Here is a 25,417-nt window from a genome sequence, read left to right on the forward strand (position 1 = left end):
CGGAACACATCGTGGAATTGACTCTGACGCAGTTGCGCGTGTTCCTCGCGGTCTCCGAGGCCGGCAGTCTGCGCGCCGCCGCGCGCAAGCTCGCCATCGCGCAAAGCGGCATCACGCAGCAATTGCGCAAGCTCGAAGCCTATGCAGGCGGGCCACTTCTGGAGCGCGACGTGCGCGGCGTGCGCCTGACGCCCGTCGGCGAACGCCTGCGCGTGCGCGCCGAGCTCATCCTCGGCGAATGCGAGAAGACAGAAGAAGAAATGCGTCAGTTGCGCGGCGAATTGACGGGCAGCGTTGCCCTCGGGCTCGCGGCCGAAGCGACGCTGCGCCTTTTCCCCGCGCTGCTCGGCAGCTTTCGCGAGCGGTGTCCGCGCATCGACGTGCATCTGACGAGCGCGACGTCGCGCGTGCTGACATCATGGGTGCGCGGGGGCCGGCTCGACTTCGCGCTGGCGTTGGTCGCACCGGACGCCGACGTGCACGACATGGAGATCACGCGCTTGTTCGATTCGGAAGTCGCCGTGATGGCGCGGCGCGGACATGCGTTGTCGGGCGCGCGCTCGCTCGCCGATCTGCGCGATGCGCAGTGGGTCAGCACGCGACACAAGCAGCAGCGCGGCAACAAGTTGCTCGCACTCTTCGACGACGCGGGCCTGCCTGCGCCAAACATCGCCGCGACGACCGAGGCCGTCTTCGACACGATGCACTGCATCGCCGCGAGCGACTATCTTGCCCTCGAACCATCGAGCCTCGCACAGCATCCGTTCTTTCGCGAGCACGTCGTGACCGTACCGATCGCCGAACGCGCCGCACCGACGCCGCTGTGCATGGTGCGCCGCGTGGGCGTGCCGTTGACGCCCGCCGCGCAAGAACTGGCGACCATGGCCGTCTCTTTCGCGCGGATGCTGCCCGCGCGAACGCTGCCTCAACGCGATGCGTGACGCGAAGCGGAACCGGACTTCTTCCCCGCAGCCTGAGCGCGCCGCGTGGCCCAGCCTTTCTTCGCGGCAGCAGAACGGTCGGCGGCGGAACGGCGGCTTGCACTGGCGTGTGCCTGCTTCGACAACGACTTGTGCGACGCGGCCTTCGTGCCTTCGCGTTTCAGCACGCGCGTGGACGTGGCGGACCGCTTCGCCTTCGACTCGGTACTCGGGCTCTTCGTCTTGCGATGCGCAGCCTTGGTATCCTGCGCGGCTTTCTTGCGCGTGCCTTCGGACGCTTCGCCCTTCTTGGGCGCCTTGAGCTTGACGCCCGCGCGGCGCGCCTCCGACAAGCCGATTGCGATGGCCTGCTTGGCCGACTTCGCGCCGTGCTTGCCCTCTCGCACGTGATCGATTTGCTCCTTCACGAACGCGCCCGCCTGCGTGCTCGCGGACTTCCCTGCGCGCTTGGCCTTCTCGGCGCGCTCGAGGGTTTTCTTCTCGGGCATGTTGGTGCTCCTTTCGTAGTTGGACCTACCCGGAACGAGCGAGCAACGGCTGTACCCGCTGCGTCCGGATACGCCTTGGAAGGCGTTTATTGGGTAAGTCGAAGGATGCCGAGACCGGTGGCGATTTCCTGGAAGATCGAGTCGAGGTCCGCGTTCGATGGCGCGTGATAATAGTTGCCCGGCGACGCGCACGACTGCATCGTCTTCACCGCCGCGCTGCTGGTCGCGCCCGTGCCGAACGTGATCCCGTAGATGATGATGCCTTGCGCCTTCATCGCGCTGCATACGCCTAACTGGAACGCGTTGATGTCCGTGACCGAGCTCATCTTTCCGTCCGTGAGCGCCGTTCCGTTCGAACGCGTGACCGTCGGCGCCTGAAGCGTGCCGTTCGCCACGCCCGACAAGCCGTTGAACGCGGTTAGAGGCATGAGTCCGTCGGTGCTGCCAGGATCGTTCTCGCCGTCAGTCAGCAGGATCGCCACGCGCAGAAGGCCTTCGTTCGTCTCGGGACGCGGGAGCGAACTGTCCGTCGAGATCCAGCCGTTGCCTTTCGAGACATCGTTGGACCAATCCGACGACAGCATCCGCCAGCCCCACAGCAAGCCGGTCGGAATAATGGTGGAGCCGTTCGCCTTCATCGCGTTGATCGAATTCGTGAGCGAGGTCTGATCCTTCGTCAGGAATATGGCCGGCTGAATGCCGCACGGGCCATTGCTCGCACCCGAGGCGTTCGTGTTGCCGTTCTGATAGATCGTCGTGGTGCCGCCCGTCGTGTTCGGCTGGAACCACTGGCTCCAGATGCCGGTGGCCGATCCACTGCCGCACTGCGTCGAAGTGCCGTTGGTCTGGCGCGTCAGCGGCACGCCCATCACTGTCTTGGTCGATACGGCGCTGCTGCAATCGCTCTGGCTATACGTCGTGATCTTGAAACCGGTCGGCGGCACGTTGTAGTAGAACGGAGTAAATCCCGGCGTATCGCTTGGGGCATAGGCTTTCGGATAGAGATTGCCGCTCGCGTCCCGCGGTTCGACGGCGCAGCCCTGCCAACCCGACTGCGTGATGTTCGGATTCGGCGCCATCGACATGTTCGTCGGGTTGTAAGTGAACTTGGGCGTCATCCAGTTCGAACTGCCCGAAAGCGCGCCCGTCAGGTTGACGACCGTCGTGAACGGCACCAGGCCAATGTAGGAATCTCCGTTGGGCTGATTGAAGATGCTCGTCACGAGATGCTGCGACGCGGCTTTCAGGCCCTGGATCTTGCTGCCTTGCGATGCGTCGGTGCTCGCGGCGTCGGCCATCGAACCGGTGTTGTCCAGCACCATCACGAGTTCGAGCGTGGTTTTGGGCGAGTAGATCGCCGTGTTGTTCGCCGAGATGTTCATCGTGTCCTGCGGACCCGCGCCGGACGCGTTCGTGCCTGAAACCAGCGCGCCGAAGATATTCGACGCCAGCAAGGGCAGCGTGCCCGACGCGGACAGCTTAACCGTGAAACCGGCGCTCGCGTCGCCGGAAATGTTCGCCGTGAAGCCCGTGTCCGGCATCACGAGACCTTCATAGCCGGTCGGCATGTTGGCGTCGTAATAGGCGCGCGCGTCCTTCTGCCATTGCGCGACGTTCTGCATGTTCGGCTGAGCGTAATGGCGGATGTTCGCCGCGGCCGAGAGCGTGGCGACGTCGAGCGCCATCTGCATGTGCGCCTGCATCATTTCATACTGGATCATGCCGAGCGACAGGCACATCGCGCCGGCCATCACGCTGGAGCACATCGCAAAGAAGACGCCGATCGCGCCACGGTCGCCGTTAAAGAGCGCAGCGGCGCGCGCACGCAGCGCGTCGGCCCGAATGGCGCGGAACATCGTGCTGGTCATCATGATGCCGCCAGAGTCAAAGGCTGCGGCAAGCGCGGACGAACGTATACGCGCCGCGAGATGATCTGCGTGCCGGGCGCATCGGACCAGAAGTTGGCCGTCATCGTGAACGGGTTATACGACAGATAAACCTCGACCACGACCGCAGAATCCCCGTTACGAAACGGCCAGCCGGACGGCAGCGCGTTGGTCTGCGTGACCGCCGGATTCTGCGAGACCATCGTGCTGCCCGACCACGGCGCTTTTGCCTGCCACAATAGTTTCGGCGTGCCGGCCACCATCGTCGGCGCGGAGACTGGCGCGCAACCGCTGCTGTCGTCGCAGATGGAGCTGACCACCACCATGCCTTTGCCTTGCAGATCGTAGGGCTGCGCAAGCAGAGTGGCGGCGTTGAAGATCGAGCCCAGATTGTTGGAGTTCGAGGTGCTCGGATTGTTGATGACGGTCTGCATCTGACCGATGGAATCCGCCAGCGTGAAAGCCGTATGCTCGACCACGCTCACGGCGCGAATGTACATGTAGACCTCGGCGAAACCGAGCATCATCATGATCATCATGGGCGCGACGATGACGAATTCGATCGATGCCGCGCCGCGCTGGGACCGAAACACGCGGCTGAAGAACCGGCCCATCGCGCGGTGAGGCGCCCGCTGCGGCCGATTCCGCGAAGAAAATCTCGACGCGCTTTTCATTTTTCGTTCTGCACGAGGTAATTGCGTGAATACGTGAACGTGCCGGTCTGCCCGAGCAGTTTGGGAATGCCGGTGAAGCTGTTCATCGTCAAGCTGATGTTGTAGGACACGACATCGCCGTAACCGCCCATGCTCGCCTGCGAACTGCTCGTCCCCACATTGTTGTAAGTACCGTAGTTCAGCGTGGTGAACGTCACGGTGCCGCCCATGTTGGTCCAGGGCTTGAGCACGCCCAGGATCTGCGCCTGCGCCTGCTGCGCGCGCGTGTTGCCGTTGGTCGGCGCGCTCGTCGTCAGGCCGACGCGCGATGCCTGCTGCGCGGCGATCTGCACGGTAGCGTCCACGATCATGTCGAGCGCCAGTTCGATCGTGCCCAGCACGATGAAGATGGCGAACATCATCAGGAACGCCATTTCGATGGCGGCGACACCGCTCTCGTCACGCAGCAACCGCGCTCCGAAACGAGCGGCGGCCATGTCGCCGCGCTCGCGCGATGGCTCCACGCGCGGCGTGGTCATCGCAGGCTCGCGGACTGCACGGTCGCGTCCTGCACGACGCCGACGGTCGCGGCGGATGCGGCCTGCCCCGCCTGCGGCTGCGCCAGACGCCCGCGCTGGATCTCGTAGTAGCGAAGGTTGTCTTGCACCGACGCCTTCGGCAGATCGCGCGAGAGGATTTCAGACGCCGCTTCGGTATTGCCGAGCAGGCCATACGCGAGGGCGAGATCCTGGCGAGCCTGCGACGGCGCCTGCGGATAGCGCGTCACGTCGAGCAGCACGTTCGCGCCCGCGCGCGGATCGCCGCCGAGGATCAGCGACATGCCAAGATTCACGGAAAGCATCGGGTCGCCGGGATTGGCTTTCAACGCTTCCCGCAGAACGGCTTGTGCGCCCGCGTGGTCGCCCTTCAGGTCGAGCGCGGCGCCCAGTCCGGCGGACGCGAGCGCATCGCCCGCTTTCATGGCGAGCACGCGTCGGTAAGTGGCGATCGCGTCGTCGAAGCGGCGCTGATGGATCGCCACGCGCGCCGAGCCGATCAGCGGCATACCCGCGGTCGGATCGATGGCGCTCGCCTTGTCGTAGTACACGCCCGCGCGCGTGTAATCGCCCACGGCGTAGAGCGTGTTGCCCAGCCCGGTCAGGCCGGGCACCGAACGCGGATCGGCCTTCACGATGCGGTCGTAGAGCGTCGTTGCGAGTTCGACGTTGCCCGAATCGATGGCCGTGTCGGCGATGCGCAGTTCGCTCATCGCGCTGGGCGACGTGTTCTGCGTGACGGGCCGCGCCTCCGCCGTCTGATGTACCTTGGAAGTCGTCGTGCAGGCCGACAGTGCGCCAGCCAGCGCGATCGCGCATACCGTGATTACCGCGCGGCTGAGTTCGTGGGCGCGCGCCACGGAGAGAGTCTGAACTGCTTTCATTGCTTGGCTAACGCGTCCATGAGCTGAATGATTGACGGCCCGGCTGAAATCACCATGACCGCGGGAAGGATGAAGATCATCATCGGCACAACCATCTTCGGGGCGAGCTTGGCCGCTTTCTCTTCGAGCGAAACCATATGTGCGAGGCGCTCGGTGCGCGAGAGCGTGCGCAACGCCTGCGTGATCGGCGTGCCGTACTTCATCGACTGATTGAGCGTGGAGATGAGCGCGCGCACCGACGGCAGATCGATCCGTTCGCCCAGCGCTTGCAACGCGCGCATGTTGTCGCCGGAGAGCTTCAGCTCGTCCGCCGTCAGCGAGAGTTCGTCGGAGAGCGGCGGGCAGATCGCCTTCATTTCGTCGGCCACGCGGCGGATGCTCACGCCCAGGCTGTTGCCCGCGTTCGTGCAGATGACGAGCAGATCGAGTGCATCCGGCAGGCAACTTTCGATCGCCGTGCGGCGGCGCATCGACAGAAACGCCAGAATGTATTCCGGCACGATCATGCCTGCGACGAACACACCGAGCATCAGGATGCCGCGCACGGCGGGATAGCCGCCGATGACCGGGATGTTCGAGCCGAGCATGACCATGGCCGTCGCGCAGATCAAACCGGTGACGAACTTCGTGGCGAGCAGCACCGAAACCGCCACCTTGCTGCGATAGCCGCCGCGAATCATCTCCTTCTGAAGCTTCATGCGGTACTTCGCGTCGAACAGCGGAAGACGGTCGCCGATGCGCGCGAACAGCGCCATCGCGCGGCTGCGGATGCTGGTGTCGAGCACTTCCTCGACGTCGGTCCCACTGACCGGCTGCGTGATCGCCACGTTACGCACGCGCTCCGCGATACGGCCGCGCAGCCCGCCGTATCGCTTCGCATACCAGATCGCGATGCCCGCGACGAGCGCGAGCAACATCGACAGGTTGACGATGGCATCGAAGTTTTCCTGGCTCATCGCGACGTATCCAGCTTGGACATCTTGTTGACGATCGAAATGCCGATCACGAGCGAAACCGCCGCGAACGTCAGGCATTTCTGGCCTGCGTGCGTGTTGAACAGCACCATCAGGTATTCCTTGTTCAACAGATAAGTGCTAACGAGAATGATGACCGGAATGGCCGCGAGGATCTTCGTGGTGATGCGCGCCTCGCCGGTGAGCGCTTTCGTCTTCTGACGGATTTCGCGGCGCGTGCGCACGATGCCCGACAGGTTTTCGAGCGTCTCGCCGAGTTGACCGCCGGTTTCGCGCTGCAAGAGCAAACACACGCAGAAAAAGGAAAAGTCCGCAATGCCGATGCGTTCGACCGCGACCGAAAGCACTTCCTCGAGATCGAGGCCGACTTGCAGCGAATCGCCCATGATCTTGAACTCGCTGCGCAGCGGTTCATTCACTTCGCTCGACGCCGAATGGATCACATGCGTCACCGGCACGCCCGCACGCACCGCGCGCACGATCAGATCGATGAGGTCCGGGAAGCCATCGAGGAAACGCTGGCGGAACCGGTTGACCAGAAAATTGTAGGTGCGCACGATCAGAAACGCCGGCAGTCCGACGATCAACAGCGGCGGCACGAACGGCGGCAGCGGCGCATATTCGGAGAACAACAAGGCGACGATCTCTCCGAGCACGGCGACGGCCACCACGATGCGAATCCCGTTCGCGCCCGCGACCGTGCGCAGGCGTGCGATCTTCGGACTAAGCCAGCGCATCAGTGCGTTCTGCTCGCGCTCGACCTTGAAGAGGTCGGTGTCCAGCTGGAGCGTCTTGCGTCCTTCGATGAAGAACGCCTCGGCCATGCGCGCCTTGATGCGGGCATCGGGCCGCTGTTTGCGCATGTCCTGCACGACCAGTGCCATGACGCCGAGCAGCAGGGTGACGATAAACGCACAAGCGGTGAAGAGGTCGGCGGTGCTCATACGCGCATCGCCTCCAGGAGCGCGTCCTCCAGGCCGTAGTACGCCGCGCGCGCCGAAAACGCGGGCCGCACCGAAGACGACTCGTAGACGCCCTTCACTTCCTCGCTGTAAGCGCTCGCGTCATAGCGGAACGTGAACAAGTCCTGCGTGATGATGACGTCGCCTTCCATGCCCACCAGCTCGGTGATGCGCGTCACGCGCCGCATGCCGTCGCGCATCCGCTCGATTTGCACGATCATGTGCACTGCGCTCGCGATCTGTCGCCGGATGGACATGAGCGGCAGATTGCCGTTCGCCATCATGACCATGCTTTCCAGACGCGTGATGCCGTCGCGCGGCGTGTTCGCGTGGATGGTGGTCATCGAGCCGTCGTGGCCGGTGTTCATGGCCTGCAAGACGTCGAAGGCTTCGGGGCCGCGCGTTTCGCCGAGGATGATGCGGTCCGGCCGCATACGCAGCGCGTTTCGGACCAGATCGCGCTGTGTCACCGCACCGAGTCCTTCCGCGTTTTCGGGGCGCGTCTCGAGGCTGACGACGTGCGGCTGCACGAGCTGCAATTCCGCCGCGTCTTCGATGGTGACGGTGCGCTCGCCAAGCCCGATGAAGTGCGACAGTGCGTTGAGCAGCGTCGTCTTGCCCGAACCCGTGCCGCCCGACACGATGATATTCAGTCGGCATGTGCTCGCGAGCTTGAGCACAGTCGCCATTTCGGAGGACATGTTGCCCTGCTGCGCCATGCGATGCAGCGTGATGTTGCGCTTGGAGAACTTACGAATCGAGATCGACGTGCCGTGGATCGCGAGCGGCGGCAATACGACGTTGACTCGGCTGCCATCGGCGAGACGGGCATCGACCATCGGGCTGCTTTCGTCGACGCGCCGCCCAACGCCCGCCGCAATCCGCTGCGCGACGTTGACGACATGCGCGTTGTCGCGAAACTTGTAAGGCGTCAGTTCGAGACGGCCGTGCCGTTCCACGTACACCTGATCGGGACCGTTCACCAGCACGTCGGTGATGGTTTCGTCGGCCAGCAGCGGTTCGATCGGGCCGAGGCCGAACATGTCGTTGAGCAGTTCGCCGACGATCTGCGCCTGCTCCGCGATCGTGATGTTGAGCCGTTCGCGCTCAGCGATTTCGAGCACAAGCGCCTCGACGCCGGGCTTCATCTGCTCGCGCGTCTTACCGACCGCCGCCGACGCATTCATCGCGCCAAAGACGCCCGTGCGGATCACCTTGAAGAGGTCAGAGCGCACCAGCACTTCGTTGCCTTCGGGCATGCTGGCGCGCGCGCGCGGCGGCGTGGGCGCCGGCGCGGGGTCCGCAGCCGGCGCGGCCTCGGCTGTCGCAATGCCTGCGGCGTTGTCTACCGGATTGACGCTCGGCTTCGCAATCTGCTTCTGCCCGAACATCAGCCTCTCCTCAGCTTGAACTTCTGCAGGAACGGACGCTCCACGGTCGTGTGCTGACCGGTCAGATCGGCGGCGATGCGCACCACGCTCTGAGTGAAGCCGTTCTGCGATTTGTCTTTGGGCGGCTCGCCGAGGTTCTCGGCGACCGCCACGGCCTTGGACTCGAACGGAATTTCGTGCAGCACGGAGCGGCCGATGGCGCCGACGAAATCCGCCGGCTGCACCTTTCCGGCCGTCGCTGCATTCGGATTGTTGAGCAGAAGCGAAGTCGGCGGATTGTTGTCGCGACCCTCGATGTGGCGCAGTAGTTTTATCGTTTCGCGCGTCGAATGCACCGAGCGGTCCGCGACGATATAGCAACGGGACGCGTGATCGAACACTTCCTGCGCGAGCGGATCTGACGGGCCGGGGACGTCGATGATCACGTAGTGGAAGCTGTCGCACAGCACTTGTAGCACACGCGCGAGCGATCCCGGTTCGAAGGCTGGGGCCGCGCTAAACGGACGCTCCGCTGTCAGCATGAACAGACGCGTGCCCTTGGCGACGAGCGTGCGGTCCACGTATTGCGGGTCCAGCCGGTGCTGATTCTCCAGCACGTCGGAGAGACCGTTGTTGCTTTGCAGACCGAGCATCACGTTGGCGGCGCTGCCGTGCATATTCAGATCGACGTATGCCACCCGGCGATGCGTCTCGTCGGAAAGATAGCGCGCGACGTTCAGTGCCAGCGTGGTCACGCCCACGCCGCCGCGCGAGCCGACGAACGCGATGGTCTTGCCGGCGCGCGACATGACGACATCGCTCACCTTGCCGCCGGCCACGTTGACCGTGCGCTTGAGCAGTTCGACCGTCAGCGGTTTCACCAGATAATCGCGCACGCCGAGCTTCAGGAGGCTGCGAAACAGGCCGACGTCGTTACGCTCGCCGAGCGCCACGACCTGCACCGACGGCTCGCAGACTTCGGCCAGACGTCCGAGATCAGACAGCGGCATCACCGAATCCTGCAGGTCGATCATCAGAAACAGCGGCGAGCGCTCGATCCTTTCCAGATACGCAATGGCGTCGTCGACGGTGCCAACCGCGATATGGACGTGCGGCATCGCCTGTTCGAGCACGAAGCTCTTGAGAACCTGTTCGGTCTTGCGATCCGAGACGAACGCGATGAAGTCCGCGGCGCGCGCTGCCGCCTTATTCTTGGTCTTCAGGAAAGGAAGGTCTGTCGTGCTCATGGTCGTGCTCGTGAGATGGCTTGCATCACTTGGCGTCGCGCGACGTGCCCTTGTCGAGCGGAATCACGTGTTCGGTCTGGTAACGATGCGCGGCGCTCGCGGCAACGGCTGCATCGGCGGGGCCGAGCGTCTGCGGATGAACGATGTCCTCCGGATGCGCCAGCTGGGCTGCGAGATTCGTGTACGTCGCACAGCCCCATTGCATGCTCGGGCGGGGAATGCCGGCATCCATCAGCAGCGAGGCGCGGGACAGGCTTTCGCAATCGGGCGGCGTCGCCGAGCGGCCGTCGTAACCGATGACCGTTTCGTTGGGCATGTTGCGCGGCGGCTTGAAGCAGCCCGCTGCGCCGAGCGCGATCGCGCAAGAGAGAGAAAGCGTCAGAATGCGTGCGTGTTTCATGGCGATGCGCTCAATAGACATATCCGGCCGCGCCGACGAGACGCGGTTCGCCGGCCGAAGGCGTGTCGGTTCCCGTGCGGCGCTGGAAGCCGTATTCCACGTCCGAACTCGGCGAGATCAGCGAATCGAGCGGCGAGCGCAGCTTCGCGGGATCGGTCGGCTCGACGATATAAGGCGTCACCATGATCACGAGCTCAGTCTTGTTGTTCTGGTAGTTCGTCGACGAGAACAGCTTGCCCAGCACCGGCAGCGACCCGAGACCCGGAACCTGGGAAACGATGTCCTGAGTATTGCTTTGCAACAGGCCGCCGATCGCGAAGCTCTGGCCGCTGCCTAGTTCCACGGTCGTGTCGGCGCGGCGCACGGAGAGGCCCGGCACCGTGATGCCGTTGGTCGTCACGCTCACCGAGGTATCGATCTGGCTGACTTCCGGCCGCACTTTCAGGCTGATGCGATGCTCGTCGAGCACCGTCGGCGTGAAATCCAGTTTCACGCCGAACTGCTTGAATTCGACCGAGATCGCGCCGTTGACTTGCGAGACCGGAATCGGAAATTCGCCGCCCGCGAGGAAGCTCGCCGTCTGGCCGGACAGCGCAACCAGATTCGGCTCCGCGAGAACGGTCAGCAAGCCTTCCTGATTCAGTGCATCGATCATCGCGCGGATGTCGGTGTTGTTCGTGTGGAACGCGCCGAACAGCGAATACGCGTTGTTGGTCGGCAGGTTGACGGGATAGGTCGTCTGACCCGCCGCGTTGGTGAGCGGCTGCGTCAGGTTGTAGATCTGACGGCCGCTGTAGATGCCGCCGAAGAAATTACCCGCCGCGTTGCCGATCGACTGCCAGTTGATGCCGAGCTGCTGCGTGATGTTGCGGTCCACTTCCGTGATCCGCACGCGCAACTGAACCTGCTGCGGACGATCCACCGTCATGCGGTTGACCAAGACTTCCTTGTCCGCGAGGAACGGCGTGACGGCTTGCACGACGGCATCCGCTTCGAGCGAGGTATGAACCTGCCCCGTCAGCACGAGCGAACCGAGCGTCGTGCCGATCTGGATGTTGAGGTTCGGAAAGCGGCTGGCGATGGTGCTGCGCAGAAGCACCATGTCGCGCGCGACGACGACCGTGCGTTGCAAAATCGGTTTGTTGTTCGCGCCGAGCGCGTAGAGCGTCGTCGTGCCGGACTTCTTGCCGAGCACGAACACCGCCTTCGGCGACGGAACGTGGACATCGGCGACCGTCGGATCGGCGACGAACACGGACGACGCTTCTTCGTTCAGGCGCAGCAGCGTGCCCTTGCCCGCATCGACGTTGAGGGGGCCGTAATTATCGGCTGCCGCCGTCGTGTCGGCCGCTGCCGGCAAGGCCTGCCGGTTCGGGACGCGCGCCTGCGCCTGATAGGCTTGCTGCGCCGTCTGCGGCGGTTCGGCTGCGTTCGACGTCGCGGGCAGCGTCGCGGCAAGTGCCGCGGCGAGCGACCCCGCGCACGCCACGGCTTTCGCCGCAACGTTTGCATCGACAAGAACCGAACTCAACTGCTTCTTCATGACTGTTTACCCTGGCGATTCACTCTGTACCCGTGCTTACGGCATCAACGCGCGGGGACTGTAGGGAGCGGCGGCGCGCCAGTCGCGGAATTTGCCGCGACCGAGGCGACTGCGCTTCCCGCCGGGCCTGCCGAGTTGTCCGTTTTTTCCGACCCGCGGTAGATGGTCACGGTATGCGGAAGCGGCGGCGCGGACGGACCGCCCGTGCTGGCTTCGGCGACGCGGGCATGAGGCAGCGCGCGCACCGCGCGAGAAATGTCGCCGGCCCAGATCGGCGCGCGTTCCGCCGACGAAGCCTGAACAGCCGCGGATGCCGCCGGGTCGCGCGTGACCGTCGCGAAGCTGCGCAGCGCGAGCGACAAACTGCCCAGACGCGCGGCGACCGCGACGACTTCGCCCATGCGCGGCGTGACTTCCAGCGTGACCGTGCGCGCGGGCGTCACCGTTTCGGGCGCCACGCCGTTGTTCTTCGGACGCTTGATTTCCGAACCGACCGCCAGCACGCGAACGTGCTCCACCACCGTTTCGCTCGATACCGCGAGGTCCGGCGAATCCGTGCGCCGGTCCATTTGCTGTGTCAGCAAGAGATCGACGTAATCGCCCGGCTGGATCAGGCCGGCGTTGCCGGACACATCGTCCACGGCGACCGACACGGCGCGCATTTCCGGCTTGAGCGTGGCGGCGAGAAAGCCCGGCGCGCTCGGCAGAATGACGTCGTCGCCGCTTAGAATCGTGCCGCTCGTCACCGGATGGCGAAGCAGCGCGCCCTTCAGATCGGCCGAACCCGCCGCGCCCTGCACGATGGCGTTCGTCGGCACCTCGGTGGCGGGAATCGCTTTCCAGCCGATGTCTTCATCGCGCAGCAAAAGTCCCTGCGGCAGGTCTGCCGCGCTCACCTGCACCTTGACGGTAGTGATCTTGACTTGGCTCGGTTTGGATGAGCTAGCAACAACGACGCGCACGATCAGCGCGATGAGGAGTGCGCCGACGAGCAGTACGGCGAATTTGATGATGTTGGACATAGCGACGCCGTCCTATCGCGTCAGGATCAAGGGAAGCACAACGGGCAGCACGATGACAGCGATGCCGCCAGAGGCGAGCGCGACGCCGTAAGGCACGCCGCGCGCTCCGGAAAACAACGCCAGCGCGCGCATGGGCATCGCGTGGCGGTCGGGATTCATGTTTCGCGTGGCAAGACTGATCAGGGACACGAACATGCCTGCCACCGAAATCAGGCTGAGTGCCGGCAGCGAAAGACCGACGCCCGCCCACAGAAAGATCACCGCCGCGAGTTTGGCGTCGCCGCCGCCGAGCATGCGCGCCGCGAACAGCAGCGCGCAGATCAGGAACACACCGATGGCGACTACCAGGTGAGCGATCATCGTGTCGAGAGGCATGTGCCGCAGGACCGCGTCCACGAAGAACAATCCTCCAATGACGAGGACGATGTTCGTCGGCAGGCGCCGTGAACGAATGTCGATGACCGCGAGCAAAACGAGCGCGCAGAACACGACGAGACGAATGGCGATGGACAAGGTCAGCACGATGAGACCGCGAGGTGAGTTGAGATTCGAGCGGAGAACCGGACGTCAGGCATCCGGATCTCCGGGTTGCGGCTATTACTTGCCTGCCTTCGTCACGTCGCTCGTGATGGTCGTCCACAGACCCGTGAACGCGGTCTTGAACGTGGTCATCGAAGCGGTCAGGGCAACGACGATGATGCCGGCGAGGATTGCATATTCCATGGCGCTGACGCCACGCTCGTCACGCGTGAAAGCTTTTGCAAACTTGAGCATTTTTATTTCCTTGGTACGAGTTGAGGTTACGTGCGGATTTCCGGCGAGAGAGGCGCCGGACACGACACATCCTAGCTACACCCCGATGCTTCGACTGCGTCGTTCAGAGGCCCGAACGACCCTCAATTCGAGGTTTTAGCGGACGTGTGTTCCTTCGCTAACGGCCCAAGGGAGAGAAACTTTAGGTTCTTCGCAGATTTTCGCGTAAGCCGGGATGTCGGAGGCGGACTCGCGGGATCGCAAAGCACCCGAAGCGCTCTGGATTTATCGTTTGCGAGCGGAATGAAGCCCTTCCGGGTTTGTTTGGCGCCGGTGCGGCGCAAGCCGCGTTGCGCGGCGCGATTGCGGAGGTGAAACGTTTGCGGAAATTCAGTCCGCCGAAAGGAAAGAAGGCAACGTGGCGTGAGTACTCATCCATAGGGCTGCGACTGGCATGAATATTCGTCGCTTCGCTCTGCGGCATCCAGAGATTGCATTGCTTTCGCGTGCGAACCGATTCTGCGTGTTCCGAATCGGAAAGACCATGAAAAACGTAACGATGGTCGTCGATGTATTGATGACGAGCTGCCACGTATCGCTGAAGTGAAAGAGCGGTCCGGAGAACGCCCATGCGATCACCATCACAACCGCGATGATGAATGTGGAGGCGCGGCCCGTGATTTGCGAAAGCGCATTGGAGAATCTCAGAAACCGAGACTCTTTCATCGCGAGTCTCCTTTGAGCGTCCTTGATTAGAATGATCCCTGTGAGCCCCAAAATCGAACATTCATCCATCGACTTCTTCGCCCCATCCGACGAAGTCGCGCGCCGCCTCATCGGCGCGATCTTCACCGTGGACGGCGTCGGCGGTCGCATCGTCGAAACCGAGGCCTATGATCGCGAAGACCCCGCCTCGCACACTTTCGCCGGCCTCACGCCGCGCAACGCGGCCATGTTCGGGCCGCCGGCTCATGCCTATGTCTACCGGTCTTACGGCATTCACTGGTGCCTGAATTTCGTGTGCCGCGAAGCGGGCCACGGCGCGGGAGTGCTGATTCGCGCCATCGAGCCGTTGACCGGCATCGACGTCATGCGCGAACGGCGCGGCGTCGAACCGCTCAAGCTGTTGTGTTCGGGCCCGGGCCGCCTTGCGCAGGCGCTTGGCATCACGCACAAGGATAACGGCGCGTCGCTCCTGGAAGCGCCCTTCGATATCGCACCGCCCGAAGGGGCTTTCGATGTGGTCAGCGGTCCGCGCATCGGCATCAGCAAGGCGATGGATGTTCCGTGGCGCTTCGGGCTTGCCGGATCCAAGTTTCTGAGCAAGCCCTTTCCCAAGGCGTGATCAGTCCGCGGGACGCAGCTTCTTCACTTCTTCGTCCGAAGGCTGCACGCTCGCACCGTCGATATAGCGGAACGAGGTCATCACGCCCTTGCCGTCCTTTAGAGCCGTCACGCCGACATAAGCGCCCATCGTCGATTGATTGTCCTGTCTGCGATAGACGATCGGACCGAAGGGCGTATCGACCGGCAAGCCCTTGAATGCGGCCGCGAGCTTGTCCGCGTCCGTGGTGCCCGCTTTCTTGAGGCCGTTGGCAACCGACATCATCGCCGTATATCCGACGACCGAGCCAAGACGCGGATAGTCATGATATTTCGCCTGATAGGCGGCGACGAACTGCTTGTTCGCGGGCGTGTCGATGGCATACCACGGGTAGCCCGTGACGATCCAGCCGACTGGTGCTTCCGCGCCCAGCGGATCGAGATAATCCGGTTCGCCCGTCAAGAGCGACACCACCGCGCGATCCTTGAAGAGCCCGCGCGTATTGCCTTCGCGAACGAACTTGCCGAGGTCCGCGCTGAAGAGAACGTTGAAAATAGCATCGGGCTTTGCGTCGGCCAGGGCTTGCGTGACGGCGCCGGCGTCCACGTTGCCGAGCGGCGTGGCCTGCTCCGCGACGAATTCGACATCGGGCTGCGCGGCCTTCAGCAGCCGCTTGAATGTCGCCACCGCCGATTGACCGTACTCATAGTTCGGATACACGAGCGCCCAGCGCTTCTTCTTGAGCTTCGCCGCTTCGGGAACGAGCATGGCGACCTGCATATACGTCGATGGCCGCAGGCGATACGTATATTTGTTGCCGTCCTGCCAGACGATCTTGTCGGTAAGCGGCTCTGCTGCGAGGAAAAAGAGGTGCCGCTGCTTGGCGTAGTCGGCGAGTGCGAGTCCCGTGTTCGACAGATAACCGCCGAAGAGGAGCTTCACTTGCTCGCGCGAGACGAGTTCCTGCGCGACACGCACGGTGTCGCCGGGATTGCCGTTGTCGTCGCGCGAGACGACTTCGAGCTTGTTGCCGTTGATGCCGCCTGCCGCGTTGATCTGGTCGAGCGCAAGATTCCAGCCATTTTTGTACGGCATCAGAAACGCGGGCTGGGCTTTATAGCTATTGATTTCGCCGATCTTGATGGTGTCCGCGTGCGCGGAGAAAGCCGCAACGGCGGCGATGGCGGTCAAGCTCGAGCGCAGCACTTTTCCTGCATGATGAGTCATCGATGCTTCTCCTCTATGGATATTCTTCAGGCTCAGACGCCGAGATACGCGCGCCGCGCGGCTTCGTCCTCGACGAATGCCTTCATCGTTCCCGCATGGCGAACCTGGCCTTTTTCCAGCACATACACGCGGTCGCTGACGAGTTCGGCGAAGTGCAGGTTCTGCTCGGACAACACAATGGCAAGCCCTTCGCGCTTCAATTCGAGAATCATATCGGCCATTTGCTCGACGATGACAGGCGCCACGCCTTCCGATGGCTCGTCGAGCAGCACGACGCGCGGGTTGCCCATCAGCGTGCGCGAGACAGTCAGCATCTGTTGTTCGCCGCCGCTCATTCGGCTCGCGCGGCGGCTCTGCATCTCACCGAGGTTCGGAAAGACGCGAAACAGCTTGTCCGGCGTCCAGAGCGGCGCGCCTTCGCGCGGCGGCTGGCGGCCCGTATCGAGATTCTCCATCACGGTCAGGTCGCCGAAGATGCGGCGATCTTCCGGCACATAGCCTACGCCCTTGCGCGCGATGCGATACGGCGCCATGCCTACGATGCTTTCGCCCATGAACGTGATCGCGCCGGTCACACGAGGCAAAAGGCCCATGATGGCTTTCATCGTTGTAGATTTGCCGGCGCCGTTGCGTCCCATCAACGCGACGACTTCGCCGCGCTCTACTTCGAATGCCACGTCGTAAAGGATTTGGGCGCGGCCATAGAACGCATTCAGCGCATCGACTCTGAGCAGCGTCATCGCGCGGCTCCGTCGATTGAAAGCGCGCGCGGCGCATACGATGCGCCCGTGCCCAGATACACTTCGCGCACGCGAGCGTCGTTGCGAATCGCGTCGGCATTGCCTGCTGCGATCAATTGGCCTCGCGCCAGCACGATCAACGTATCGGCGTACTCGAACACGACATCCATGCTGTGCTCGGTGAACAGCACGCCCATGTTGCGCGCTTTGGCAAGGCGTGCCGTGAGCGCCATGAGCGCGTTGCGTTCCTCCGGCGCCATGCCTGCGGTCGGCTCGTCCATGAGCAGCAGCTTCGGGCGGTTCGACAAGGCCATCGCCAGTTCCACGCGCTTGACGTCGCCGTAAGCGAGCACCGCGCAACTGCGCCGCGCATGAGACGCCATGCCGACGAGATCGAGCAATGCCATCGCCTCGTCCTCAACCCACGATGCCGCGCGCGAGAAAGCATTGAATACCCGCCGCTCGCGCGAAAGCAACGCCATCTGCATGTTCTCCAGCACCGTCATGGAATTGAACGTGGCCGCAACCTGAAATGTGCGGCCGACGCCGCGCCGCCAGATATCGCGTGGACGCCTCGCGGTGATGTTCTCACCGTCGAGGAAAATGGCGCCCGAAGTTGGCCTCAGTTGCCCATTGATCATGTTGAAGCACGTCGATTTCCCCGCGCCGTTCGGGCCGATCAGCGCAAGCAGTTCGCCCGCTCTCAGCGAGAAGGAGACGTCATCGACGGCTTTCACCCCATCGAACGATTTAGACAGCTTGTCGATGCGCAAGAGCGTCATTGCGCCTCCGCGAACCGGTCGCGCGCGAAGCCCGCAATGCCTTGAGGAAACGCCATGACGAGCACCAGAATGGCGGCCCCGAGCAAGGCCTGCCAATAGTCGGTTTGCCGCGCCACCGTGTCTTGCAACCACGTGAAGACCGCTGCGCCGACCACCGGTCCGGCAAGAGTCTGAATGCCGCCGAGCAGCACCATCACGAGACCGTCCACGGAACGCCCCACGCTGATGACTTCGGGCGAGATATTCCCCTTAGAGAAGGCATACAGCGAACCGGCGAGGCCGCATACCAGTGCCGCAGCGACGAACGCGACCCATTGCACGCGCGCGACGTCGATGCCGATTGCTTCGGCGCGCAGCGGCGAGTCGCGGCCCGCGCGCATCGCGAGGCCGAGCGGTGCGAACAACATACGTCGCAAGAGCCATACGCCGATGATCGCGGCAATAAGCGTGACATAGTAGAAGGCCACAGGCGACGCGAGCCACGGCGAAGGCCACATGCCGAGCAATCCGTTGCTGCCGCCCGTCACCGCGTCCCATTGATAGACGATGGACCACACGATCTGCGCAAAGGCGAGCGTGAGCATGGCGAGATAGACGCCGGACAGCCGCACGCAAAACCATCCGAATACGATTGCACCGATGCCTGCAAGGAGCGGCCCGAGCACGAGCGCCGCTTCCATCGGCAACGCAAGCGCCTTCAGGAAAAGCGCCGCGCCGTAAGCGCCCAGCCCGAAATATGCCGCGTGGCCGAACGAATGCATGCCGCCCGGTCCCATGATGAAGTGCAGGCTCGCGGCAAACAACACGGCGATGAAGATTTCGACGAGCAAGACGGGCATATACGGCAAAGCGTCGGCTGCCAAGGGCGCAAGTGCGAGCAGCAACACGACGATGGCCCAGCCTGTTCTCATGCGGCGCGTGGCAGGCACGAGCGGCCTGTCGGCGGGCGCGGCGGAGCGGGCAATGGCCTGCGCGCGCCCGAACAAGCCCCAAGGGCGCAACACCAACACGACGGCCATCAAGACGAACTCCGCGACCAGCGTGAACTTCGACAGAGAAAATCCAATGCCGAAGAGCGACACATGCCCGATGCCGATGCACACAGCCTTGATTTCCGCGATCAACAGAGCCGCGACGAATGCGCCCGGAATCGAGCCCATGCCGCCGACCACGACGACCACGAATGCGTTGCCAATGGTGTCGATATCGAGCGAGAGATTCGCAGGCATGCGCGGTATTTGCAACGCGCCGCCGAGGCCCGCGAGAAACGCGCCCGCAAAGAAAACACTCGTGAATAGCCACGCCTGATTCACGCCTAGCGCGCCCAGCATTTCGCGATCGGAGCTGGCGGCGCGGACCAGCGTGCCCCAGCGCGTTCGCGTCAGCGCATACCAGAGCGCGACGAGGACGAGCGGACCGGCGACGATCAACGCCACGTCATACACCGGTAACGCATGGCCGAGCAATTGCATCGCGCCCGCGAGATGCGGCGCGCGCGGGCCGAAGAGATCGTCCGGTCCCCACAAATACAGCGCGGCGTCACGCAAGATCAGCACAAGCGCGAAAGTCGCAAGCAAATGAAAAAGCTCCGGCGCGCGGTAGATGCGCCTTAGCACGCAGACTTCGATCAGCGCCCCCAACGCGCCAACGATGAGTGCCGCGCCGAGAACCGATAACCAGAACCCCGGCACGCTGGCACCGAACCGGCTCGTCAGACTGTAGGCGACATAGACGCCCAGCATGTAGAGCGAGCCGTGCGCGAAATTGACGATCCGCGTGACGCCGAATATCAGCGACAGTCCCGACGCGACGAGGAAAAGCGCGCAGGCATCGGCTAGGCCGTTAACGAGTTGGACGAGCAGGTTGGCGAACATGAAGCGCTGAAGGAGCTAGGCGACGACGAGGCGACATTATCGGCGAATTGCGCGCGGGCTGGCCTTCCCGACAAAAAGCCCGCGCCGGAAGGCGCTGAAAAGATACGGCTCGATGCTTACAAGCCGCTCTCCACCATCGACAAAAGCCGCTTTGCAAGTGGCTCGATCTGACTGGCATCGAGCCCTTGCAGTGGCCCTTCGATCACGAGAAGCGCAAAGCCGTGCACCGCGCTCCACGCCAGATATTCGGCTTCGGGGCGCCGCCGCGCGTCGAGCGCGCCCGTTTCCACCATGTCGTCGAGCGCGCGGCTCAGAAGCTGGAACGGGTCGAGACCGCTCGGCCCGGCACCGTACGGTTCTTCATGCTCGGCCCACTCTGCCTGAGGCGCGGCAAACGCCGTGCGAAACAGTCCCGTCTCGGCTTGCGCGAAACGCAGATACCCCGCACCGACAGCGCGCAGTCCCGCTCGGGCGGCATCGGCGCGACGACGCTTCTTCGGCCGCGCAGCGAGTTCCTCTTCCATCGCCTCGGCGACCGCCGACAGCGCCGCCGAACGCACGGCCGAAAGCAGCGCGTCCCTGTTCTCGAAGTGCCGGTAAGCCGCGTTCGGCACGACGCCCGCGCGACGCGTTGCTTCGCGCAGAACGATCGCATCCGGACCGCCTTCGCGCGCGAGTTCGATGCCCGCGTCGATCAGCGCGCGCCGAAGGTCGCCGTGTCTGTAAGTGCTTCGCGGCTTTGTTCTTGTCATGGGATTCTTGTTATCTCGAACGATGACGGCCCTATGTGGACACTGTCCATTATCTCTGCTATTTTTTGTGGACGGTGTACACAAGTGGAAATAAATCCGTCATCGTATGCGTCCATGATGGGAGCCGAAGATGAACTTGGAGAACGACCGCGCGTATGACGAAGCGCGCATTCGGGAACTCGCGGAAGCCTGGCGGCAAGCGGTCCTCGCGAAAGACGCCGCCGCGCTCGTCGCGCATTACGCACCGGATGTCGTCGTGTTCGATGTCGTGCCGCCCGCTTCCATGACAGGCGTGCAGCGTTACTGCGAGAACTGGCAGCGCTGGTTCGACAGCATCCACGGCCCGCTCGCGTTCGACGTCATGGACATGCACATCGCGGTCAGCGGCGAACTCGCGTATGCGCACTCGCTCAATCGCGTGGCGGCGGGTGGACGCGACGACATCGTGCGCGCTACGGTGTGTTTCAAGAAGATCGACGGCGATTGGCGCGTGGTGCACGAGCACGCGTCGGTGCCGCTCATGATGGACATGGACCCCGACGAATCGGCCTGACTGTCCCGCCCCGTCTCGAACCCAAGGAGAAGACATGCAAGTTCAACCGTATCTGTTTTTCGAAGGCCGTTGCGAAGAAGCGGTCTCGTTCTATCGCGAGCAACTCGGCGCGCAGGTGGTCATGACCATGCGCTTTCGAGACAACCCCGATGCGGGCAAAGATGGCGGCAGCGAAGCGGCGAGTGGCTGCAGCATGCCTCCTGGCTCGGAGGACAAGATCATGCACACGGCGTTTACCATCGGCGAATCCATGCTGATGGCATCCGACGGCATGTGCAGCGGCAAGCCGAATTTCGGCGGCGTCTCCCTTTCGCTGAGCGCAAACGACGAGCAACAAGCCGAGAAGTTCTTTGATGCGCTCTCTAACGGCGGCCAGATTCAGATGCCGATGACGCGCACCTTCTTCGCCAAACGCTTCGGCATGGTTCAGGACAAGTTCGGCGTGTCGTGGATGGTGCTCGGCGGCGTGGAGAACAAGCCGGCGTGATCGCCGATGCGAATGCGGGGCGTCAAGGCTCAAAGAGAGGCTCAAAGACCTGACACGCGGATGGGCCTTCCAAAACGTGGAACAATGTCGGCTGATTTCCGAACATAGACCGACAGGAGCTTTCAAATGAGCGCCCCGCATCAACATCAACTCACCGGCTCGGACATGCCCGCTGAATCAGCCGATCGTCCGACTCGCGAGGAAGCCGAAGCCGCCGTGCGCGTGCTCCTGCGCTGGGCCGGCGACGATCCGCGCCGCGAAGGCCTTCTCGACACGCCGGCGCGCGTCGTGCGTTCCTACGAGGAGTTCTTCGCTGGCTACGCGCAAAATCCGCGGGACATTCTCGCGCGCACGTTCTCCGAAGTGCAGGGCTACGACGAGATGATCGTGCTCAAGGACATTCGCTTCGAGAGCTATTGCGAGCATCACATGGTGCCGATCATCGGGCGCGCGCACGTCGCGTATCTGCCGAACAAGCGCGTGGTCGGCATTTCCAAGCTCGCGCGTCTCGTCGATGCCTTCGCCAAGCGTCTGCAGATTCAGGAGAAGATGACCGCGCAGATCGCCGATACGCTCGAAGAAGTCCTGCAACCGCTCGGCGTCGGCGTGATCCTCGAAGCCGCGCATCAGTGCATGTCGACGCGCGGCGTGCATAAGGCGGGCGTCTCGATGGTGACCTCGCGCATGCTCGGCTCGTTCCGAGACGATCCTTCCACGCGGCGCGAGTTTCTCGCTATCGTCGGGCAGCAGTCCGGCTTCAGCGTGTCCAATACCTGAAAGCGCTGGTGAAAAAGCAAAAGGGCCGCGCTGCGGCCCTTTTGCGTTTCATGCGCCGAAGCCGTTGCGCGGCGCATCCGGTCCCGTGCCTTCGCGGACCTTGCCCTGCGATACGTTGCTGCCCGGCGGAACGCTATGCGTCAGCCAGACGTTGCCGCCGATCACCGAGCCCTTGCCGATAGTGACGCGCCCAAGAATTGTCGCGCCCGCGTAGATGACGACATCGTCCTCGACGATCGGATGGCGCGCATTGCCCTTCACCAGCATGCCGTCGCCGCCGGCGGGGAAACTCTTCGCGCCGAGCGTCACCGCCTGATAAACCCGCACGCGCTCGCCGATGATCGCTGTTTCGCCGATCACCACGCCCGTGCCGTGGTCGATGAAAAAGCTCGGACCGATGGTCGCGCCCGGATGGATGTCGATGCCCGTCAGCGAATGCGCGATCTCGTTGATGAAGCGCGCGAGCAGCGGCACGCCGAGGCGATGCAACGCATGCGCGAGCCGGTGATGCATCATGGCCCACACGCCCGGATAGCACAGCAGAATCTCGGTGATGTGTTGCGCTGCGGGATCGCCCGAAAACGCGGCGAGAATGTCCGACACGAGCAACGCGCGAATCGCAGGCAATTGCGCGCCGAACTCGCGGGCGGTCGCGAAAGCCTGCGCGCTCAGGTCGGCATCGCTCGTATCGCGGTGTTCCGGCAGGAAGCGCAACGCGCGGCGAATCTGCTCGTGCAACAGGCGCAAGGTCGTTTCGAGCGTCTGTCCGACGTAGTAGTCCACGCTTTCGTCGGTGAGATCGGGCGTGCCGTAATGTGTCGGGAAAAGCGCGGAGCGCAGCCCGTTGACGATCTTCACGATGGCATCGCGCGACGGCAACTCGCGTATGCCGAGCGGATGCCTCGTGCGATGCAGTTGTTCGCGCGACTCGCGCAGCTCGGAGACGATGCGCGACAAGCCCCATTCGCGGGGCGCTTCGCCGGTTGCGGCGTCGAGAGGAGCGGGCGAAGTGCCGGGCGGCACGGATCTGCTGGGCGAAGCCATGTTCTGCGTATCAACCTCAAAGCGATGATGACAGCCGTGGCGGGGCGCACGACGGATAGACGCCAAGAGTACCCGGTTTCGACCGACCGTGCCGCAACGCGTCCGCCCTGCTTGCCGCGTGCGTTTCCCGCAATCGTTTGCCGCGCACGGCGGGAATCGGCGCGCTACACGGTGACGTGGCTCGCGTCGATCCAGCGCACCGCCCAGTCGCGCGCGTGCGCGATGGCGTCGTCCTCATTGCGGAAACGCAGCTCGGCTGGAAAGAAGCGGTTTGCGACGAGTTCGCCGTCGCTCGATCGCGAAATCACCACATAGGGTTGGTACGTGCCTTCTGCGGTCCGGGCGGGCGCGCAGTTCAGCAGATAGCCTCTATGCGAAAAGGCGGCATCGTGTTGCATGACTCACCCGTCTTAAGTGCCCTGCTCTTTGGAATGGCAATGCTCTGTTGACGGCAGGCGAACTAAACGCGCCCTCCTGATTGCTCGCGTTCCGCCTATTGCGCTTTGCTGCCGACAAGCTACAAATAATACTGGTAGTAGAAGCCCTTAGTCTCGAAAAATGCCCGAGAAATTTTGGACGTTCGAGACGCTGTCCGAACGGTAAGAGCGGCCGTTCCGTCGCCAATTAGCCGGAACGACTCTTGCCGGGTTTTTCTTCGCTTTGCAGGAGGCACGCACCATGAACAACGCCGAATCCAACGAGCTGCAAGGCAAACAGAGCGAGCGCGCGGCAGAGAGTCCGGTGAAGACGCCGGCGGCGGAAACCGCGCACATCCGGATGAGCGACGCGATGGCGGCCGAATCCGGTCGCGATGCGCCTCGGGATGCGGCGCGTGGCGCATCATCGGCGACGACGGAGGGATTGCAGCGTCACCCGCGTGGCGTCGATGTGCTCAACGACGACACGCTCGACGACACCGTCGATACCGACGCCAAGAACATTCACGCGAAACGTGGAGGGGAAATGCTGGCTCGCGAGCCGGATGCCGTGATCGTCTCGAATGCCACGCTATCGAACCATGTGCCGGAGCCGAGCAGCGTCCTCGCGGGCTTCGATAGCCGTCCCGGGTATAAAGGTTTCGCGCTGGCGCTGGCAAGAGGCTGCCGCGTCGTCGACCGGGGGATGGCCGAGCCCGCGTTGCCGGAGATCGAAGAACATTTGCGCTTCGAGGCGCGCGATGCGCACGGCCACACGTTGCGCGGCCGCAACCACTATGCGCTGAATCACATGCGGCCGTCGCGGCTGATCGTGATCGAACGGTCGTAGACGGCGCGCCGAATGCGGCGAGCCGCGCTTTCGTCGCGCGGCTCGCTCGGATGACGCTTATTGCTTCTTCTCTTCTTTTTCGTCGTCGGTTTCGATGCGGGTCACGCCGCCGGTCGCGGGCGGATCGCTGGCCGGAAACGTGTCTTCGACGGCCTTGTCGACGGTCTCTTCATCGCGTTCCGAATTCGGGTTCTGCTCTTTCGTGTTGCTCATTGTCGGCTCCTTTTGTCGTGGCTCGGCTAGCGAGCGAAAACGTCCGAAGTGAGCGGAGCAAAGTCCGTTCCAAATGCGGAAACAACTGAGAACGGGCGGGCACAGCGATTGCGCGGTGTGCGCTAGCTCTTCGAAGAGCAGACGAAAGACAAGAATCCAGGACCGAACACATTCGAAGAAAAGGGGAAGACGATGAGCACGAGTCAAACCTACGACGGCCTCACCGCCACGGATGAAACCGCTCAGGAGACGCTGGTCGATGCCCGCGCCGCCGCGCCGGTACGGACTGCGGCGCAGCAACGGTTCAAGTCGGCGCTGGCGTGCCTCGGCGCTGCCTACGCGCTGTCGTGGGCCGAACTCGGGCTCGCGCTCGCCGTGGGCTTCCCGGGCGATGCCGCCAGCCATCCGGTTGCGGCGTCTATCGTCTCGCGGGTGCTCGTCGGTCTGCTGTACGTGTGCGTCGCCTCGCGGCTGCAATGGGCGCGCTGGCTGACCGTCGCACTCGGTTTCGTCGCCGTCGCGCTGGTTGCGCCGACGCTCGCGCTGCAGTGGCACGTGTTTCCCGCAGCGGCCGTCGTGTCGGGGCTGACGCTCGCGTGCCGGCTCGCGGCATCGCTCTTCCTGCTTTCGCCGATGCCCGCCCGCAAAGCTGCCTGACGCCTGTTTTCGACGGCTTTTAATCGCGCCGCCGCGCGCGC

Annotated in this window: 29 protein-coding genes and 1 pseudogene; 7 read left to right on the forward strand and 23 right to left on the reverse strand. The window is 63.5% G+C overall.

The window, feature by feature from the left end:
• Positions 1 to 11: 11 nt before the first annotated feature.
• Positions 12 to 941 carry a LysR substrate-binding domain-containing protein gene (locus tag P9239_RS02105; RefSeq protein ID WP_309748853.1) on the forward strand — a complete coding sequence of 310 codons (930 nt, stop codon included), beginning with the start codon at positions 12 to 14 and terminating at the stop codon, positions 939 to 941.
• Here P9239_RS02105 and P9239_RS02110 read toward each other — a convergent pair.
• The 15 genes and pseudogenes from P9239_RS02110 to P9239_RS02180 all read right to left on the reverse strand — a co-directional run.
• Positions 926 to 1,429: a DUF6496 domain-containing protein gene (locus tag P9239_RS02110; RefSeq protein WP_309748854.1), complete on the reverse strand. Its 504-nt coding sequence runs from the start codon at positions 1,427 to 1,429 to the stop codon at positions 926 to 928. The two genes, P9239_RS02105 and P9239_RS02110, sit on opposite strands and share 16 nt — an antisense overlap.
• An 86-nt stretch (positions 1,430 to 1,515) precedes the next feature.
• The gene (locus P9239_RS02115; RefSeq protein WP_309748855.1) at positions 1,516 to 3,300 is read right to left on the reverse strand and encodes a VWA domain-containing protein; all 1,785 of its coding nucleotides are present in this window, start codon (positions 3,298 to 3,300) and stop codon (positions 1,516 to 1,518) included.
• Positions 3,297 to 3,854 carry a pilus assembly protein gene (locus P9239_RS02120; RefSeq protein WP_309748856.1) on the reverse strand — a complete coding sequence of 186 codons (558 nt, stop codon included), beginning with the start codon at positions 3,852 to 3,854 and terminating at the stop codon, positions 3,297 to 3,299. Before P9239_RS02120 ends, P9239_RS02115 begins: the two co-directional genes overlap by 4 nt.
• Positions 3,855 to 3,985: 131 nt before the next feature.
• A complete protein-coding gene (locus tag P9239_RS02125) occupies positions 3,986 to 4,507 on the reverse strand; it encodes a pilus assembly protein (protein ID WP_309748857.1) in 522 nt (173 codons plus the stop codon).
• Positions 4,504 to 5,409, reverse strand: a complete 906-nt coding sequence (locus P9239_RS02130; RefSeq protein ID WP_309748858.1) for a tetratricopeptide repeat protein — start codon at positions 5,407 to 5,409, stop codon at positions 4,504 to 4,506. The genes P9239_RS02125 and P9239_RS02130 overlap by 4 nt, the downstream gene beginning before the upstream one ends.
• On the reverse strand, positions 5,406 to 6,365 hold the full coding sequence (locus P9239_RS02135) for a type II secretion system F family protein (protein WP_309748859.1): 960 nt from the start codon (positions 6,363 to 6,365) through the stop codon (positions 5,406 to 5,408). The genes P9239_RS02130 and P9239_RS02135 overlap by 4 nt, the downstream gene beginning before the upstream one ends.
• Complete coding sequence (locus tag P9239_RS02140; protein WP_309748860.1) at positions 6,362 to 7,327, reverse strand: type II secretion system F family protein; 966 nt, start codon at positions 7,325 to 7,327, stop codon at positions 6,362 to 6,364. Before P9239_RS02140 ends, P9239_RS02135 begins: the two co-directional genes overlap by 4 nt.
• Entirely contained in the window at positions 7,324 to 8,736 is a 1,413-nt protein-coding gene (locus P9239_RS02145; RefSeq protein WP_309748861.1) for a CpaF family protein, read from the reverse strand. The genes P9239_RS02140 and P9239_RS02145 overlap by 4 nt, the downstream gene beginning before the upstream one ends.
• Positions 8,736 to 9,962: an AAA family ATPase gene (locus tag P9239_RS02150; protein ID WP_309748862.1), complete on the reverse strand. Its 1,227-nt coding sequence runs from the start codon at positions 9,960 to 9,962 to the stop codon at positions 8,736 to 8,738. Before P9239_RS02150 ends, P9239_RS02145 begins: the two co-directional genes overlap by 1 nt.
• Positions 9,963 to 9,987: 25 nt before the next feature.
• The gene (locus P9239_RS02155; RefSeq protein ID WP_309748863.1) at positions 9,988 to 10,362 is read right to left on the reverse strand and encodes a CpaD family pilus assembly lipoprotein; all 375 of its coding nucleotides are present in this window, start codon (positions 10,360 to 10,362) and stop codon (positions 9,988 to 9,990) included.
• Positions 10,363 to 10,372: 10 nt separating this feature from the next.
• On the reverse strand, positions 10,373 to 11,905 hold the full coding sequence (locus tag P9239_RS02160; protein ID WP_309748864.1) for a type II and III secretion system protein family protein: 1,533 nt from the start codon (positions 11,903 to 11,905) through the stop codon (positions 10,373 to 10,375).
• Positions 11,906 to 11,949: 44 nt separating this feature from the next.
• Entirely contained in the window at positions 11,950 to 12,927 is a 978-nt protein-coding gene (gene cpaB, locus P9239_RS02165; RefSeq protein ID WP_309748865.1) for a Flp pilus assembly protein CpaB, read from the reverse strand.
• A gap of 12 nt (positions 12,928 to 12,939) precedes the next feature.
• The gene (locus P9239_RS02170; RefSeq protein ID WP_309748866.1) at positions 12,940 to 13,449 is read right to left on the reverse strand and encodes a prepilin peptidase; all 510 of its coding nucleotides are present in this window, start codon (positions 13,447 to 13,449) and stop codon (positions 12,940 to 12,942) included.
• Positions 13,450 to 13,524: 75 nt separating this feature from the next.
• A complete protein-coding gene (locus P9239_RS02175; RefSeq protein WP_309748867.1) occupies positions 13,525 to 13,701 on the reverse strand; it encodes a Flp family type IVb pilin in 177 nt (58 codons plus the stop codon).
• Between the two features lie 492 nt (positions 13,702 to 14,193).
• Positions 14,194 to 14,406: pseudogene (locus tag P9239_RS02180) on the reverse strand (low affinity iron permease family protein); the annotation flags it as partial.
• A 31-nt stretch (positions 14,407 to 14,437) separates the two neighbouring features.
• Between P9239_RS02180 and P9239_RS02185 the strand changes: the two are divergent.
• The gene (locus tag P9239_RS02185) at positions 14,438 to 15,025 is read left to right on the forward strand and encodes a DNA-3-methyladenine glycosylase (protein WP_404980185.1); all 588 of its coding nucleotides are present in this window, start codon (positions 14,438 to 14,440) and stop codon (positions 15,023 to 15,025) included.
• Here P9239_RS02185 and P9239_RS02190 read toward each other — a convergent pair whose 3' ends face one another.
• From P9239_RS02190 to P9239_RS02210, 5 genes are all read right to left on the reverse strand, one after another.
• Positions 15,026 to 16,231, reverse strand: a complete 1,206-nt coding sequence (locus P9239_RS02190) for an ABC transporter substrate-binding protein (protein ID WP_309748869.1) — start codon at positions 16,229 to 16,231, stop codon at positions 15,026 to 15,028.
• A 32-nt stretch (positions 16,232 to 16,263) separates the two neighbouring features.
• Positions 16,264 to 16,971, reverse strand: coding sequence for an ABC transporter ATP-binding protein (locus P9239_RS02195; protein ID WP_309748870.1), 708 nt, complete (start codon positions 16,969 to 16,971; stop codon positions 16,264 to 16,266).
• Positions 16,968 to 17,753 carry an ABC transporter ATP-binding protein gene (locus P9239_RS02200; protein WP_309748871.1) on the reverse strand — a complete coding sequence of 262 codons (786 nt, stop codon included), beginning with the start codon at positions 17,751 to 17,753 and terminating at the stop codon, positions 16,968 to 16,970. Before P9239_RS02200 ends, P9239_RS02195 begins: the two co-directional genes overlap by 4 nt.
• The gene (locus P9239_RS02205) at positions 17,750 to 19,627 is read right to left on the reverse strand and encodes an ABC transporter permease (protein ID WP_309748872.1); all 1,878 of its coding nucleotides are present in this window, start codon (positions 19,625 to 19,627) and stop codon (positions 17,750 to 17,752) included. Before P9239_RS02205 ends, P9239_RS02200 begins: the two co-directional genes overlap by 4 nt.
• 116 nt (positions 19,628 to 19,743) lie before the next feature.
• Positions 19,744 to 20,379 carry a TetR/AcrR family transcriptional regulator gene (locus P9239_RS02210; RefSeq protein WP_309748873.1) on the reverse strand — a complete coding sequence of 212 codons (636 nt, stop codon included), beginning with the start codon at positions 20,377 to 20,379 and terminating at the stop codon, positions 19,744 to 19,746.
• A 130-nt stretch (positions 20,380 to 20,509) separates the two neighbouring features.
• Between P9239_RS02210 and P9239_RS02215 the strand changes: the two genes are divergently transcribed.
• The 3 genes from P9239_RS02215 to folE all read left to right on the forward strand — a co-directional run bounded on the left by P9239_RS02215 (position 20,510) and on the right by folE (position 22,196).
• Positions 20,510 to 20,932 carry a nuclear transport factor 2 family protein gene (locus P9239_RS02215; protein WP_309748874.1) on the forward strand — a complete coding sequence of 141 codons (423 nt, stop codon included), beginning with the start codon at positions 20,510 to 20,512 and terminating at the stop codon, positions 20,930 to 20,932.
• A 34-nt stretch (positions 20,933 to 20,966) separates the two neighbouring features.
• Positions 20,967 to 21,419: a VOC family protein gene (locus P9239_RS02220; protein WP_309748875.1), complete on the forward strand. Its 453-nt coding sequence runs from the start codon at positions 20,967 to 20,969 to the stop codon at positions 21,417 to 21,419.
• A 126-nt stretch (positions 21,420 to 21,545) separates the two neighbouring features.
• Positions 21,546 to 22,196, forward strand: a complete 651-nt coding sequence (gene folE, locus P9239_RS02225; protein ID WP_309748876.1) for a GTP cyclohydrolase I FolE — start codon at positions 21,546 to 21,548, stop codon at positions 22,194 to 22,196.
• Positions 22,197 to 22,244: 48 nt separating this feature from the next.
• On the opposite strand, the gene epsC is transcribed toward folE, so the two are convergent.
• Together epsC and P9239_RS02235 are read right to left on the reverse strand one after the other, a co-directional pair.
• Positions 22,245 to 23,240, reverse strand: coding sequence for a serine O-acetyltransferase EpsC (gene epsC, locus P9239_RS02230; protein WP_309748877.1), 996 nt, complete (start codon positions 23,238 to 23,240; stop codon positions 22,245 to 22,247).
• 164 nt (positions 23,241 to 23,404) lie between these two features.
• Entirely contained in the window at positions 23,405 to 23,638 is a 234-nt protein-coding gene (locus tag P9239_RS02235; RefSeq protein ID WP_309748878.1) for a hypothetical protein, read from the reverse strand.
• 280 nt (positions 23,639 to 23,918) lie between these two features.
• Between P9239_RS02235 and P9239_RS02240 the strand changes: the two genes are divergently transcribed.
• A complete protein-coding gene (locus tag P9239_RS02240) occupies positions 23,919 to 24,506 on the forward strand; it encodes a DUF3005 domain-containing protein (protein WP_309748879.1) in 588 nt (195 codons plus the stop codon).
• Between the two features lie 57 nt (positions 24,507 to 24,563).
• On the opposite strand, the gene P9239_RS02245 is transcribed toward P9239_RS02240, so the two are convergent.
• The gene (locus P9239_RS02245; protein WP_309748880.1) at positions 24,564 to 24,719 is read right to left on the reverse strand and encodes a hypothetical protein; all 156 of its coding nucleotides are present in this window, start codon (positions 24,717 to 24,719) and stop codon (positions 24,564 to 24,566) included.
• A gap of 192 nt (positions 24,720 to 24,911) precedes the next feature.
• Between P9239_RS02245 and P9239_RS02250 the strand changes: the two genes are divergently transcribed.
• Positions 24,912 to 25,376 (forward strand): hypothetical protein, encoded by a 465-nt coding sequence (locus P9239_RS02250; RefSeq protein ID WP_309748881.1) that lies wholly within the window; start codon positions 24,912 to 24,914, stop codon positions 25,374 to 25,376.
• The last annotated feature ends 41 nt before the right edge of the window (positions 25,377 to 25,417 follow it).

Origin of the sequence: Caballeronia sp. LZ062 (assembly GCF_031450785.1) — a bacterium.
In the GTDB taxonomy this organism is placed as follows: domain Bacteria; phylum Pseudomonadota; class Gammaproteobacteria; order Burkholderiales; family Burkholderiaceae; genus Caballeronia.